This window comes from Thermogemmatispora aurantia (genome assembly GCF_008974285.1).
Classification (GTDB): Bacteria; Chloroflexota; Ktedonobacteria; order Ktedonobacterales; family Ktedonobacteraceae; genus Thermogemmatispora; species Thermogemmatispora aurantia.
Window position 1 is genome coordinate 618,357 of sequence record NZ_BKZV01000004.1, and the last position, 14,740, is coordinate 633,096.

At 61.0% G+C, this 14,740-nt stretch carries 10 protein-coding genes; all 10 read left to right on the forward strand.

The window, feature by feature from the left end:
- Positions 1–553 precede the first annotated feature (553 nt).
- Complete coding sequence (locus KTAU_RS15010; protein ID WP_151729132.1) at positions 554–7,783, forward strand: RHS repeat domain-containing protein; 7,230 nt, start codon at positions 554–556, stop codon at positions 7,781–7,783.
- 10 nt (positions 7,784–7,793) lie between these two features.
- Positions 7,794–9,125 carry an outer membrane protein assembly factor BamB family protein gene (locus tag KTAU_RS15015; protein ID WP_170293326.1) on the forward strand — a complete coding sequence of 444 codons (1,332 nt, stop codon included), beginning with the start codon at positions 7,794–7,796 and terminating at the stop codon, positions 9,123–9,125.
- 343 nt (positions 9,126–9,468) lie between these two features.
- Positions 9,469–10,035 carry a hypothetical protein gene (locus tag KTAU_RS15020; protein WP_151729134.1) on the forward strand — a complete coding sequence of 189 codons (567 nt, stop codon included), beginning with the start codon at positions 9,469–9,471 and terminating at the stop codon, positions 10,033–10,035.
- 273 nt (positions 10,036–10,308) lie between these two features.
- On the forward strand, positions 10,309–10,722 hold the full coding sequence (locus tag KTAU_RS15025; protein WP_151729135.1) for a hypothetical protein: 414 nt from the start codon (positions 10,309–10,311) through the stop codon (positions 10,720–10,722).
- Between the two features lie 20 nt (positions 10,723–10,742).
- Positions 10,743–11,612: a hypothetical protein gene (locus tag KTAU_RS15030; RefSeq protein ID WP_151729136.1), complete on the forward strand. Its 870-nt coding sequence runs from the start codon at positions 10,743–10,745 to the stop codon at positions 11,610–11,612.
- A 166-nt stretch (positions 11,613–11,778) separates the two neighbouring features.
- Positions 11,779–12,318, forward strand: coding sequence for a hypothetical protein (locus tag KTAU_RS15035; RefSeq protein WP_151729137.1), 540 nt, complete (start codon positions 11,779–11,781; stop codon positions 12,316–12,318).
- Positions 12,294–12,749 carry a hypothetical protein gene (locus KTAU_RS15040; RefSeq protein WP_151729138.1) on the forward strand — a complete coding sequence of 152 codons (456 nt, stop codon included), beginning with the start codon at positions 12,294–12,296 and terminating at the stop codon, positions 12,747–12,749. The genes KTAU_RS15035 and KTAU_RS15040 overlap by 25 nt, the downstream gene beginning before the upstream one ends.
- A 253-nt stretch (positions 12,750–13,002) precedes the next feature.
- Positions 13,003–13,302 carry a hypothetical protein gene (locus KTAU_RS15045; RefSeq protein ID WP_151729139.1) on the forward strand — a complete coding sequence of 100 codons (300 nt, stop codon included), beginning with the start codon at positions 13,003–13,005 and terminating at the stop codon, positions 13,300–13,302.
- A 54-nt stretch (positions 13,303–13,356) separates the two neighbouring features.
- Positions 13,357–14,304 (forward strand): hypothetical protein, encoded by a 948-nt coding sequence (locus KTAU_RS15050; RefSeq protein ID WP_151729140.1) that lies wholly within the window; start codon positions 13,357–13,359, stop codon positions 14,302–14,304.
- A 168-nt stretch (positions 14,305–14,472) separates the two neighbouring features.
- Positions 14,473–14,740 (forward strand): hypothetical protein (locus tag KTAU_RS22030; protein WP_228026478.1); only part of this gene is annotated, 268 nt, incomplete at its 3' end.

Below are 14,740 nucleotides of genomic sequence, written 5' to 3' on the forward strand. Positions count from 1 at the left end.
ACTTGAATGCCAATCATTCCTGAAGCCTGACCCCCACCTTGGTCATTCCCCTTCTCAGATGCTACAGCTCTTGTCGCTTGCTGCTGTCGAGAAAGGCTAACAGGAAGGAGCAATTACTGACGGCCTGCTTGCCTCTTTCAAGGAGAGGTCCTGGTTGCCAGCGTAGCCCAGGTGCAGGCAGATCCTTTTCCACGCGCTGCTTTTCTCCCCTGCTTCCCGAGACGTCAGCTTGTTTTGTCCCTCGCATGTGCTTGCGTCCGGAGCCAGGGATAGGGGAGACCGCCAATCCAGAGGAATAGCCTACCCGTGTGGTAGATGCGACAAAGGAGGAAGCGGTGTTCTCTCAGAAGCGTTGCGACCCGCCAGGGAGAACACCGCCTGCGGAGGAGCCTCCGCATAGCTTCAGTATACCATTGTGGGGGCTTCTCCTGTCTTCGGTAGAACGACAGAGTAGCTCTTTTTGCGCTGCTGAGGGATCAGTGGTCCTGTCTGGTCTCTTCCCCTTTCGCTCCGTTCGGAGCCAGCGCAGAGCGCACGAGGAAGGAGAGAGCCTGTGGAGCAATCACGACCTGCAGAGAGCCTGACCGTACGGAGGCGTCTCAGCCTGCGGAGCATTGTCTATGCCCTCATGCTTGTGCTTGTCCTGCTCAGCCAGACGCTCGTCGACTGGAGCGCTGTCCCCCTGGCCCACGCTGCTGCCAGTGTGCCGCATGGGGCGCCATCGCGTCCTCATCGCGTGAATCCAGGGAGTGGTGCCGCCTCCCATCCGCGCGTCGTTGCTCCGGCTCCGCCCGGCAACGCTCCCGTTGGGGCGCCGCAGCAGATGAAGCGCAGCCTGCGCATGCCTATGCAGCCAGGGAGCATTACACTGAGCGCTACCACAGCGAGCAGCTTTCGTGGCAGCGATGGCCGCTTCGAGGTCCAGATCCCAGCGGGGGCCATCAGCGCTCAGGACCTCAACCAGGCTGGTGGCTCCATCTCCCTGCGCGTCACCCAGATTGCGCCGCCTTCCGGTTCCAACGCCGGGGGCAGTGGCCAGTTTTCGCTGGGTGCCTACCTGCTCCAGCTCGTTGACGCCCACGGCCGGCTGCTCAATCATGGGCTGCGCCAGCCGGTGCTGGTTCGTTATCATCTCCTGCCCAAAGAGCAGGCTCTCCACCTGGAACATGCCTATCTCCTCCTCAATGGCGGGGTCGCCGATGACGCCCTGCGTATCCAGGGAGTAGTGGCTCCCGCGACGGGCAGCACAGTTGTCAGCACCCTGGGAGTCCAGACTGCCAGGGCGACCGCGCTTGATCCCAGCGCGCACGTCCTGAGTGCCACTGTCCCACTGGATACCCCCAGCACCTCCATGAGCTGGGACAGCGATTCGCCCATTGCCACCTTTGGCAAACCTGACCCGGCCTCCGTCTCGCTCTCGGCGGGTGCGCTCAGCTATACGCAGCCCATCGACATCCCTGCGGGGCCGGGCGACCTCACGCCTCCGCTGCAGCTCGTCTACAGCAGCGAGGCCGTCAACGAGCAGCACAACGCCAGTGCTGCTGCCAGCTGGGTGGGTGAGGGCTGGAACCTCTCGCTGGGAGCCATCACCTGGGCCGAGCACAACGTCCTGGCCGGCTGCAAGAACAACTGTACCGCCAACTGGGAAAACGTCTGGTATCTTAACGACGCCTATGGCACCAGCTCGCAGCTTATCCCGCCCAATATCAACGTTTCAACCTACTACGATGATACCGCCAACTACTACTGTGCCACGGGCAACCCCAACGCCTACCCCTGTCCCATCCTCTGGCATACGGCTGATGAGACCCATGACAAAATCTATGCCTACGTTGGCCCTATCGACATTGGCCAGCCGACGCATCCGCCCTGCTTCCGCGTCTGGCATCCCAACGGCATCATGGAGGAGTATGGCTGTACCGCCGACTCGCTGCAGTACTACTACGAGGCCGGTATAGGGGCCGTTGTCAACGCCTGGTATCTGGACCTCATTACGGACCCCCAGGGCAACCAGATCCATGTGACCTACCAGCGTGATATGGCCTCCTGGACCAGCCCGGTCACCGGCAAGACCTACACCTATCCGCGCGATGTGGAGCTGGCGACCGTCAGCTATGACTCGCCTACCTGCCATAATGCGCAGACCATGTGCACGGGCAGCGCCTGGCAGCCGCTGGTCCAGATCGTCTTCAACGCCAGCCACAGCCCTGCGCTCTTCACCAACGGCGGCAGCTGGGGCAGCTGCAACACCGGCACCAATATGCGCTGCGATGATCCGCTTGATCTGAGCAGCAGTGGCGGCATGCCTGCGCCCATCATCCAGAACACCTTTGCCCTTAACAGCATCCAGGTCCAGGTGCGCAGCAGCGGCAGTGCCAGCTGGAACACTCTGCGCACTTACAACCTCAGCTACGAGCAGTCCGGTCCCACCACGATCACCGATCCCGCTAGCGGCCTGCAGCGCTCCGTAGCCGGCATGTTCGATCTCACGCGCCTCCAGGAGGTCGGCAGCACCGGGGCCACGGCCCTCATGTACTCTGGCATGGACAACAGCACCAGCCAATCATATGCATACATGAAGGTCTTTGACCTCAGCAGCCGCAACATCGTCGTTGGTCCCAACACAACCCTCTCCTACTGGGTCTATCCCGAAAGTAGCGCTGTCCAGAGCGGTGTCAGTGGGAGCAACAGCACCTGTGTCGCCATCGACATGATCTTCAGCGATGGCTCCGATCTGCGCGACTCCGGCGCCGTTGATCAAAACGGCGTCAAGCTGCATCCGGCTCAGCAGTGCGGCCACCTCAAGCTCGATCAATGGAACCTGGTCATCTCCAACATCGGCGCTGTCAAGAACGGCAAAACCATTAACCGGATCGACGTTGGTTATGACCAGCCTGCCAACACCGGCGGTTATCGCGGCTATATCGATGATATTGTCATCAGCAATCCGGGCAGCAGCACCCCGCTCTTCAGCAGCGACTTCGAGAGTGGCTCGCCGCAGCCGACCTGGACCAACACCGTTGACAGCTCCGGCGGCGGCGGCATCGCCAACGTTGGCGGGTTCTGCTGCTCGCTGAGCGGACCGGAGGCCGGCACCCGTCAGGAGACCTTCCATACTGACAGCGCGGCCTTGCCGCAGGTGGTCTTTGGCTATACCACGCTCACCAACACCTACGTTGATTCCTTCTATCATCCCACGCCCTCGACCAACTGTGGCCCCTCCTGGAACACAGGCAACGGCAGCGGCTGTCTCCTCTGGAGCCAGAGCTATGCCGGTAATAGTCGCTTCCTGAGTAGTATTAGCAATGGGCAGGGTCTCTCCCAAACCTTCACCTGGTCGATCGCCCACAACAATAGCCACGGCGTGCCCGGCGGGGGCAGCAACAACGCCAATCCTTTCTACTGCAACAGCCATATGAATGGCTACCCCTGCAACGAGGCCGACGACAGCGGCTGGAGCCGCGCTGTGTTGACGCAGGCAAGCACCACCACCCTGCGGCTGAGCCAGAACGGCCAGGGTGGCGCACAGAGCAGTACGCCCGTCACCGAGACCACAGCTTATAGCTATCAGCTGACCTATCCGCTGCCGGCCCAGGAGTGTAGCGATTGTGTCGCCGGCATGTACTGGGGCAACCAGAACGACGTTGACTATCTCAGCTATTACAATGGGATCTTCATGGGCTTCGCCCAGGTCACGGTCTCGCCGCCCGATGGCTCGCTCGAGGTTCACAAATACTACGCCGGCGAGGGCTGGGGTATCTATGATACCTCGCAGGTGACCTGCTTTACTGCTGCCCCCTGCCACAATGATCCCTGGTGGGACCTGGCCAATGCGGCCCACGGCCAGGAGTATCAGGCTCTCTACTACGATACCGACGGCAGCACGCTGCTCAAGGAGGTCGACACCAGCTATCAGGCCATCTGTCCGCCGCCTGGCGTGGCAGGCACGCCGGCCTCATCGCAATACGGTACCTGGGATGGCAAGCTCGTCAGTGCCCTCGACCATAACAATCCAGTGGCTGTGTGCGACATTCGCAAGACGCAGCAGAAAGTGCAGGTCTTCGACGGTTCCAGCAACAGCGTTGTCACGACCACGAGCTGGAGCTACGACAATTATGATCGGGTAACCCAGGAGGTCACCACTGGCAACGGCGGCACGCCGGCCCAGGTCATCAAGAACTACAGCTACGTCTGGGACGATGCCGTGCAGGCAACTCAGAGTAGCGCCAGTGGCACCTACCTCATCGACTTTGTGGCGCTGAGCACCGTCGAAGACGGCTCCGGCAATCGCCTGAGCTGCCAGTATACCAGCTACGATGGTCAGGGCTACGCCACCGGCCAGACCAGCGCCCTGACGCTGGGCGAGGCTACCGAGAAGGATGCCTACGCTGATTGTGGCAGTCCATCCAACAACTACACTCCCACGGGCAAGAGCGCCACGACGACCGTCTACGATGCCTATGGGAACGTCGTCGCCAGCACCGATGCTGATGCGAACGCTGGCATCGGCGGACATGTCGGCTGCACGGTCGGCAGCAGCCAGTATACAAGCTGCACCACCTACGACAGTACTTTTGCGGTCTACCCGATCGCCAGCGCCAACGCTCTTAACCAGGTCAGCCGTACCAGCTACGCGAACACTGGGGCCACCTTCGGCTACGGTACCTGGCCACAGAGTACGACGGACGTCAACAACCAGACGACCAGCTACAGCTATGACTTCCTGGGGCGCATGACTGCTCAGGTACTGCCGGGCGAGAGTAGCGGCTTGCAGACTCAGCAGTGGCTCTACAGCGACTGGTGCAGCGGTACTGCGGCCCAGGGTCCCTGCCTGGAGATCGACGAGATCGATCGCCTCAACAGCACCACCACGACCATCTCGCGGGCCTTCTACGACGGTGAAGGGCGTCTGGTGGAGACACGCACCCCTGGCCCAGCTGGGCAGGATGTGATCATCTACGCCTTCTACGACAGCTCGGGACGCCTCTTCTTCAAGAGCGATCCCTACTTTGTCCCGGCCTACAGTGGTCCGCCGGGGCCAGCGGCCTACTCGCTGCCCGACACCACGCAGCCAGGTACCACGACGACCTATGATGGTCTGGATCGTGTACTGAGCGTCACCGATCCCAATTCGTTCACCACGCAAACGGCCTACAGCGTCGTCTGCGGTGTCCAGGGGACCAGCGACAGCGGCTGCTATGAGCAGACAGCAGTGACCGATGCCAACGGGCACAGGAGCGCCAGCCTGGTCGGGGCTTTGGGGAAGGAGAACTATCAGCAGCAATACACGGGCGATAGCTCGCATCCCTACACCCTCTATGGTACCACGGCCTACACCTACGACAGTGCTGGTCAACTGCTCGCCACGCGCTCGCCCGATGGCAGCCTGGCCACCATCACCTACGATGATCTGGGGCGGGCCATCCAGCAGCAGGACCCGGATCGCGGCACCAGCACGGCCAGCTATGATCCCAACGGCAACGTCATCCAGACGGTGGATGCACGCGGCGCAGCGGGCACCGTCTACTATGGCTACGACGGTCTCAACCGGCTGTTGTGGCGTAACAGCAGCAACACCCCCACCGGCGCCTGGGTCACCTACACCTACGACAGCACCGCCAATGGAAACATGGGCGTGGGTCGCGTGACTGGCGAGCAATTCAGCGGTCCGGCCAATCTCAGCGGCTCCTACAGCTACACCTATGATGCACGTGGGCGGCAGATTGCCGAGACCATCACCGTCAATGGCGCCAGCTACACGGTGCAGGCCAGCTACAACGATGCCGGCCAGCTCACCAGCCAGACCTATCCTGATGGGGAAGTCGTCACACCAGGCTATGACACCAATGGCTGGCTGATCGGTCTGACCACCACTCAGAATACCACCACCACGGTGCTGGCTTCGGCCATCCAGTACCAGGGGAACGCTGGCGCGGCGGGGGAAGCCACGGCCATGCTCCTGGGGAACAGCCGCTATAGCTTCACGCGTAGCTTTGATGCGGGGCTGCGGGTGACCAGCCTGGTCTACAAGAATCAGAGCAGTGGGGCGGTGCTCTATCAAGAACAGCCGCAATACGATGCGGCCAACAACGTGGTAGCGGCTACTACAACTCTGCCGACGGGAGATACGGACGTACAGGCTTTCTGCTATGATGCCCTCAATCGGCTGACGTGGGCGGGGGCGAGTGGGACGCCGCCTTGTGGGAGCACGCTGAACGCGGGAACGCTGACAGCGGCGCAGTACCAGCAGGGCTATAGCTACGATGCGGAGGGGCGCCTGACGACTGGGCCGGCGGGCAGCTACACCTATGGGGATAGTGCGCATCCGCATGCGGTCACGAGTACAAGCAGTGGCTTCAGTGCCAGCTATGATGCAGCAGGGAACATGATTTGCCGGGCGCCCAACAGCTCGGTGACCTGCGGCGGCAGCACTCCCACTGGGCAGCAGCTGAGCTATGACGCAGGGGGGAGGCTGGTGCATTGGCAGAATATGCCGACAGCGCCCAGCTCCTCAGTGGATTACCTCTACGATGGGGAGGGGAACCGCGTGGTGGAGCAGGCGACGGTGGGAGGGAGCACGACGACGACCATCTATCTGGGGCAACTGGAGGAGATCCAGCAGAGTGCGGGTGGGACGCAGACATTGACGTATTACTCGCTGGGGGGGGCGCCGGTGGCCGAGGGGGTCAATGGGAGCTACTACTACTTTGGCTATGACGTGCTGGGGAGTCTGGTGGTCGCCCTGGATAGTGGAGGAAACGTAGCAGGAACGCAGTTGTACGGGCCGTATGGGAACCAGCGGTACACGACGGGGAGCCTGCCGACGAGCCTGGGCTACGCGGGGCAGCGGGCGGACACGGTAACGGGGCTGGACTATGATGTAGCCCGCTATTACGATCCAGTGGTGGGGCAGTTCCTGACGGCGGACACGGTGCAGGGGAACGAGCAGGGGCAGGACCCGTATGCGTACGTGGGAGGCAACCCAGAGACGCGGACCGATCCGACGGGACACTATTATACGACACTGGATAACAGTGGCCCGATTGGGCGGATCTTCTCCTCGGATGGAGGCCGAACAATGACGATTTCTACGTATGACCCGCTTGTAGATAAGGAGCCTATCACTAAGACTATGCCCAGGCACTCGAACCCCTCGAAGCCGACGCGTCCAAACCTGCGGCCCAACCCATGTGGAGAACTCTCTGTCTGTCACGGACCCATGCGCAATCCTGGCACCTCCTACATGCGTCAAAGCGGCCTGAGCAGTACAGGAGACAGTCTAATAGCCATCGGAAAGAAAGGTTTGGAGGATGTATGGTTCCATCGTTTGGTGGATATGCTCCGTAACTGGTTTTTTGCCCGAATTGATGATATGCGTGCACAGGTCAATTGGCCCTCGCTTCTAGGAGGAGTAGCGCTCAGTATGGCGGGCTTGATCATGGCAAACGGGACAGTCGCTTTTTTGGTGGGAGCAGCTGGGGCGATAGCCACAATTGCTTCTCAAATGGGGGGAGAGGCGGTCCAGTTCAATTCGAAAGAGGAGGTCCAAGAGTTCTTCAATATCTGGTATGATACTGTCTTCTTCCCGCAGCTGCAGCGGCCAGATGCTGACAACATGATCTTTGTCCTGTATGAAACGGATACCTATGCGACCGTGCCTGTTTACCGGTATGAGTATGCTCCAGGTTGGGGGCACGTTCCGTTTCGCATTCAGGTAGGAACGGAACTTGATTATGGAACCATTGAACAGGCTGAATTTACGCTGTACGCGGTATCTCGCTAAGGAGCATCCGATGCGTGGAAAGCGGCAGGAATGCAAGCATGCTTTGGGAAAACTACTGGTATGTGCAATATTGCTGGTAGTGAGCCTGCTGGGCTGCCAGCAGGGGATGGCGACCGTGCCGTTAGAAACGGCTCCCTGTGCTGCGGCCCAGCTGCAGGTGCACGTCACCGGACTGGCTGGGCCTCTTGCCAGGAGTGAGGTGGCAACGCTCTATGTAGGGGGAGGGACCTGGCTCTATGCACTGGATGCCGACAGTGGATTCCCACGCTGGTGCCGGGTGCTGCAGTGGAGGGGACCCTCCCAGCAAAACCCGTTAATGGGGTTCGGCGCCATCAGGCATGTCGGGCAAGAGCTGTTCGCGGGCATACAGTATGGCTATCTGCTGGGGCTGGATGCGCAAAACGGGGCGGTGCGCTGGGGGGTAGAGATGGAGGCGGGTTCAGAGTTCTGGATGGAGCCGGCGGTGGATGAGGGAGCCGGGCAGGTCTATGGGGTGGGTTTGTCAGAAGTGAAGGCGCTGAAGCTGAGTGATGGGCAGGAGCGGTGGAGCTATCGGCTGCCGCAGAAGCGAGCTGACCGGACCACAACGCTCGTCCATCTGGCGCCAGTGGTAGGGGAGAAGGTGGTCTATGTAGTGGGGGATGATCTGGGGACGGTGGAGGGAAGGGCCTCGACTGTGGTGGCGCTGGATGTGAGCACAGGGAAACCGCGGTGGACCCGGAGCATTCCGGAGGGGAGAGCCGAGACGTATCCGTTGCGGGTGCCGCAGGCCCTGCTGCTAGGGGAAGGAGTTCTCTGCCTGGATGTGAACGATGAGATCATTGGAATGCGTGCTAGCGATGGGCGGCAGCTCTGGCAGGTGAACAGCTCGCAATGGGGGGACTACCAGCTGATTGGGGTGGGACAGGGCAGGCTGTATGTGGCGAAAGAAGGGAAGCAGGAGGGGAAGATACAGGTGAGTGGGCTGCGGCTGGAGGATGGACAGGTAAGCTGGTCGGTCGAGCTGGCGGGAGAGTTCGATCGATTCGCGGCACCGCTGCAAGGACTGATGGAGGGGCAGGTGTTGTATCTGGTGGATGGACAAGGGGGGGTGGAGGCGCTAGATGGGCAAAGCGGGCGAGTGCTCTGGCAAAGGAGGGTGGTAGAGGGGAGTGTGGGAGGGTTGGTTCCCTCCCGGCTGGTGATAGGTGAAAGAGATGTTTATGTGATGACTATGCAAAGGGATGAAAAGGATCAATTTATGCTGAATGTGCTAGATAAGTACAGCGGGCAGGCGAAATGGAAGGTGGAGCTGCCATTGCCTGTGGTGAAGGGATGGATACTTCCGGTACTGGCAATGTGAGAAAAGCGAACGCGCAAGGCAGGGGCAGGACCCGTATGCGTACGTGGGAGGCAGCCCAGAGACGCGGACCGATCCGACGGGACACAGGTACGTGCCTATTGCAGATCCTCTGGATGACACTGGGTCAGCGCCGGCGCCGGTGGTTGACGTGGAGCAGGCAGGAGCCTGCAATTCGACAGTGTGCTACCAGCCGAATGGAACGGAGATTCTGCGCAGCACACGGCAGCCTGTGGTGACACCACCTCACACTGGACCATCACAGTCGGGAAAGGGTCAGCAGCCCGGCTCGAAGCAAAATCCCCATCCCCGAAAGAAGCCATGGTGTCTCCTGGTGTGCGGAGGGGTGCAGAATTGGTGGTCATTTGCTGGAGCTGCAGCTGAGACACTGGGTTCCCTTGCTGGATTAGGAGTGCTTATAACTACATTGGTGGGAGCCCAGGCTACAACAGGTGGAGTTGCGACATTTTTAGCGAACTTTGCGTTGAGTGCAGGAGCGTTCTTGATCCGATCAGTGATAGATGGTCTTCAAGGAATAATGGATAGCTTTGCTGAGCATGATCCTGGTCTTGACCTCGTAGTCGACGTCCTCAAGATAGGGCTTGACTTGGCAGCCCTAGTGACTCTGAAAATAGGCTTTAGTGCCCTCAAAAGGGTGTCGTCTATACAATCTGCAGCGCAGGTCCAGCGATTTATGGATTCAATTGGCCAAATCATGAGGAGAGAGCCTGTGACATTCATGAAATATGTTGGGCCAGCTGTTGCAGCTCTCCTGGCATTAGGTGGGGCTGCAGGGTATGCTACAAGTCTCGTAGTGGATGTTGCCAGGCTAGGAAATGACTATTCTAACGTATATCTTCCCTATGCGCAAAGCCATGATCCATCGGCTGGGTGGAATACGAACATGTGGTGAAGGCCCCATTAGGGAAGAAGACAAAGTGATGCTTTTCTACCCAAATAAAAAAGGAACATTTAGGAATCTAAGATGACTTTCAAGTAGGAGGTGGAAAGAAATAGTCGTATCTGCAACACCAGGTTGCTTGCTCGGGTTGCATGCTTACTTGCTAGGCACATACCCGGTCCTGGGGTGTCCAGTTGACAGAGAGCCCGGTGCCAAGCAAGCAAGATTGGAAAGCGGCTCCGGCTCAGGAGGGCTGGAGGATAGGAAAGGAGAAGACTGGCTGCGATGAACGGCGAGACGGAACCTGCTCAGAAAGAGGAACTGTCTCTATCCTATGGGTGCTGGCTCTCCATGGACAGCGCCTTACTCATAGGGGCTCAGCTCGTGGCTGCTATCTACCGGGTGTTCTGGGGAGTGTTTGGAGCGTTGGTGCTGCAATTGCTCCTGTTGCAGCACTACGAGCGCCTTGGTCAGAGAGCAGAGTCGCAGGGACAGGCAAGGCTGGCAATGTGGCGGGGGCAGCTGGGTCTGATGATCGGGGTCATGGTGGTGGAGATGGTCATAGGGGGACTGGTTGCGTTGTCCCCAGGGACATGGATCTTTGGGATGTTCTTCTGGATGCCCCTGTGGCCGTTACCGCTCTCCTTCTTCCTGGTGGAGGGGGTCAAGGCCCTGGCCCTGGGGGGGGGGTCAGTCTAGGGTGGACAAGCCTGGCGCTCATGGGGATGGTCTCCTGGCAACCCCTGTTGCCGCTCTGCTTTCTGGCGGAGGGGGTGGTGGCCCTGGTAGCATGGGGACTGGCGAGAGTGCTGGTGGCCTGGCTGTATGAGGTGGCGCCAGATGAGGAAGTGGGGGCGGTGCAGAGGGGCGACGGGGGAGATGGGGAGGCAGAGGCGGAGCGGCTGGTGCTGGTTGGAGGTCCGTGTCTTGTGTGGTTGCTGGGAGCGTTGGTGTGGGGAGACTGGCCGCCTGCCGGGCCACATCTGCCCCGCTGGCTATGGGTGGGAGAGCAGGCGCCGGTGGGAGCGTTTGTGATAGGGCTGCTGGTACTGGAGCTGCGCATGGGCTGGCGGCTGGTGCCGGAGCTGGTCCGCCTGAGCCGGTGGGTGCTGCCGCGCTGGTGGCGTTGGTGGCGAGCCACAAGAAGGGGAGCCAGGAGCGTTGGCTCGCTGGTGCTCTGGTTGCTGGCGGTCGTCGTGGGGGTGGGTGGCTCGCTGTGGCTGGAGCGGGGGCTGCTCTGGCAACTGAGTCTGGGCGTGCTGCTGGTGGGGCTGGGAGCACTGGGGTTCCGTTTGCTGGTCTGGTTCTCGTGTGGTGAGCGCCGTGCGCGTTTCTGGGGGTCCCTGACGCGAGGGGGGATCTGGGTGATGGTGCTGGGAAGTGGAGGGTTCTTCGCGCTGGCGATGATACAGATCTGGTTCAATCTCTGGCCTGCCGGCGTGGGGCTGGCGCTGCCTGGAGGTGGCTGGCAGGTGGTGATGGAGGTGCTGCTGCTGCGGCTGGCCTTCTGGTGTCTTGCTGGCGCAAGTGGCAGATCTGGGAGCTGGTCTGGTGCAGGCGGCAGGAAGGAGAGCCCAGCTCGATGGTGAGAGAGAATAGCGTTGAGATGAGGCGTTCAATCCGCCTTGAGAAGGCTCCTCTGCTCTGGACCCCGGATTCGCGAGGAGCGCTTGCCTCCCTGGCCTGCTTGTGGTGGGGCTGTGAGGCAGGGGCTTGGGGCACAATGGTGCTGGCCTGTTGACCAGGAGCTGCTCTATGAAGGAGAGATCAGGGAGGGAGCGCATGAAGCAGCGAGAGCGGTTGCGAGGCCAGCGTGTCAAAGAACGTCAATGGCTCCGGGTGGAGACCATGACGATCGTGCTTGGAGGCAATAGCCTGCTTCTGTTGCTGGTCTGGAGACATTGGTCGTTGCTGCGGTATGAGCGAGTGGGGGTCCTGTCTCTGGAAGGTGTGGGCATAGCCTTAAGGGGGGGTGCCCTCTGGCTGAGATTCTGCAGGCCGCAGCGGTTGAACCGGCTGACACGCCCCTGGCGAGGCCGCCGGGAAGGTCTGATAAAGGTGCTGGCTGTTTGGGTGTTCTGGGCAGAGTTCCTCTTTCTGGCAGTAGCTCTGCCCCTCGTGGTGATGGGAGCGCTGGGGAGACTCATCCCTTTTCCTGAGAACTGGCTGAAGGTGCCGGGCCTGGAGTGGGGCGTAGCAGCGCTGGCGGTGGGCTACCCACTGGCGCTCTGTGGGCTGAGCACCAGATCGAGGAGGACTCCCGTGGGTGCATGGTGGAGTGTAGCCTGGGTGTAGCCTGGGGGGTGCTGCTGGGGAGCTGGATACGTGGAGTTGTCCTGGATGGCTGGGAGGGGGAGGCTCCACAGATGTTTGAGCGGATCACGCTCCTGACGGCGGACACGGTACAGGGGAACGAGCAGGGGCAGGACCCGTCTGCGTCCGTAGGAGGCAACCCAGAGACGCGGACCGATCCGACGGGGCATGTGTACGCGCTCCCAGGCGGAGGAGGGGATAGCAGCGTGCCAGCGCCGGCGCCGGTGGTTGATGTGGAGCAGGCAGGAGCCTGCAATTCGACAGTGTGCTACCAGCCAAATGGAACGGAGATCCTGCGCAGCACACGGCAGCCTGTGATACCCAATCCACCGCCGTCGTCAAACCAGCAGCAGTCAACAGCTTCATCAAAAAAAGGCCAGGGAACCCGCTGTAGTTTCATTTATGATTGGTAGGAGGCGCACAATCAGTAGGGTTTCAAAAGATCTGCCAAAGCATCGTGTCTAAGCTGCGAGGGGGTGAAATGCGGCGGAGACCGACGCACACGAGCAAGGGCTACCAAAGGAGATGTTGCTCCTGTGCGGAAGAAGAGCTATGTGCAGTCGGGGCTGCTTCCCTCCTGGGTGGGCAGCCCCTGGAGCCGCGGCTGGAAGAAACTGTGTCCTGTTTTGCACGTCCTTCGAGAAGGAAAGGAGGAGACTGGTTGCGATGAACACTGAGGCTGAACGCCCCCCTGCTGAGGGGCGATTTCTGCACTATAGGGGCTGGCTGATCATATGCAGCGGCTTACTGGTGATGGCTGAGGTGGTGGCTGGTCTCTACCACGTCTTGTGGGGAGTGTTGGTGGGGTGGGCGCTGCAAGTGCTGCTGCTGCGGCATTGCGAGCGACTCAGCCAGGTGGAAGCGCACGAGGAGGCGGTGCAGGCGGTGTGGCAGAAGCAGCTGGATCGGCTGTTCTGGAACATGTGCACAGGGATCATCGTAGCGCTCATGCTCGCTATGAAGTAGCGGCTGCTGGCCTGAACCAGTATAAGGAAGTCCTTGAGAGGGGGAACATCCATCATGCGGGTCTTGTCAAGGCGCGGCGCTGTGCTGCTGTGGGCAGCAAGCATAGCGCTCATGGGGGTGGTCGTCTGGCAGCAGCTGTTGGCGCTCTGCTTTCTGGCGGAGGGGGTGGTGGCCCTAGGGGCATGGGGGCTGGCGAGCGCGCTCTTGTGGTGGCTCCAGGAGGAGGCGCTGAGTGGGGAAGGGCTGGTGGGGCAGAGTGAGGGGGGGACAGAGGCAGAGACAGAGCGGCTCTCGATGGTGGTCGGTCCATGCTTTGTGTGGTTAGTGGGAGCGTTGCTGTGGGGCAGCTGGCTGAAGCTGATTCCTGCCGGGCCACAGCAGCCCCGTTGGCTATGGGTGGGAGAGCAGGCGCTGGCGGGAGCGTTTATGACAGGGGTGCTGGTGCTGGAGCTGCGCATGAGCTGGCTGGTGGGGCCGGAGCTGGCCCGCCTGAGCCGGTGGGTACTGCCGCGCTGGTGGCGTTGGTGGCGAGCTTCAAGAAGGGGAGCCAGGGGTGTTGCCTCGCTGGTGCTCTGGCTGCTGGCGGTCGTCATGGGGGTGGGCGGCTCGCTGTGGTTGGGGCAGGGGCTGCTCTGGCGACTGAGTCTGAGTGCGCTGCTGGTGGGGCTGGGTGTGCAGGGGGTGCGTTTACTGCTCTGGTTTACGCGTTTCGGCCTGGCACGTCGGACGCGTTTCTGGGAAGCCATGTCGCGAGTGTGGATCTGGGTGATGGTGCTAGCAATGGGAGTGTTCTTCATGCTGGTGCTGGGGATGACGGTGGGGCAGATCTGGTTCGGACTCTGGCCTGCCGGCGTGGGGCTGGCGCTGCCTGGGGGTGGCTGGCAGGTGGTGATGGAGGTGCTGCTGCTGCGGCTGGCCTTCTGGTGTCTTGCTGGCGCAAGTGGCAGATCTGGGAGCTGGTCTGGTGCAGGCGGCAGGAAGGAGAGCCCAGCTCGATGGTGAGAGAGAATATAGCGTTGGGGTGAGGCGTTCAATCCGCCTTGAGAAGGCTCCTCTGCTCTGGGCCCCGGATTCGCAAGGAGCGCTTGCCTCCCTGGCCTGCTTGTGGTGGAGCTGTGAGGCAGGGGCTTGGGGCACAATGGTGCTGGCCTGTTGACCAGGAGCTGCTCTATGAAGGAGAGATCAGGGAGGGAGCGCATGAAGCAGCGAGAGCGGTTACGAGGCCAGCGTGTCAAAGAAGGTCAATGGCTCCGGGTGGAGACCATGACGATCGTGCTTGGAGGCAATAGCCTGCTTCTGTTGCTGGTCTGGAGACATTGGTCGTTGCTGCGGTATGAGCGAGTGGGGGTCCTGTCTCTGGAAGGTGTGGGCATAGCCTTAAGGGGGGGTGCCCTCTGGCTGAGATTCTGCAGGCCGCAGCGGTTGAACCGGCTGACAC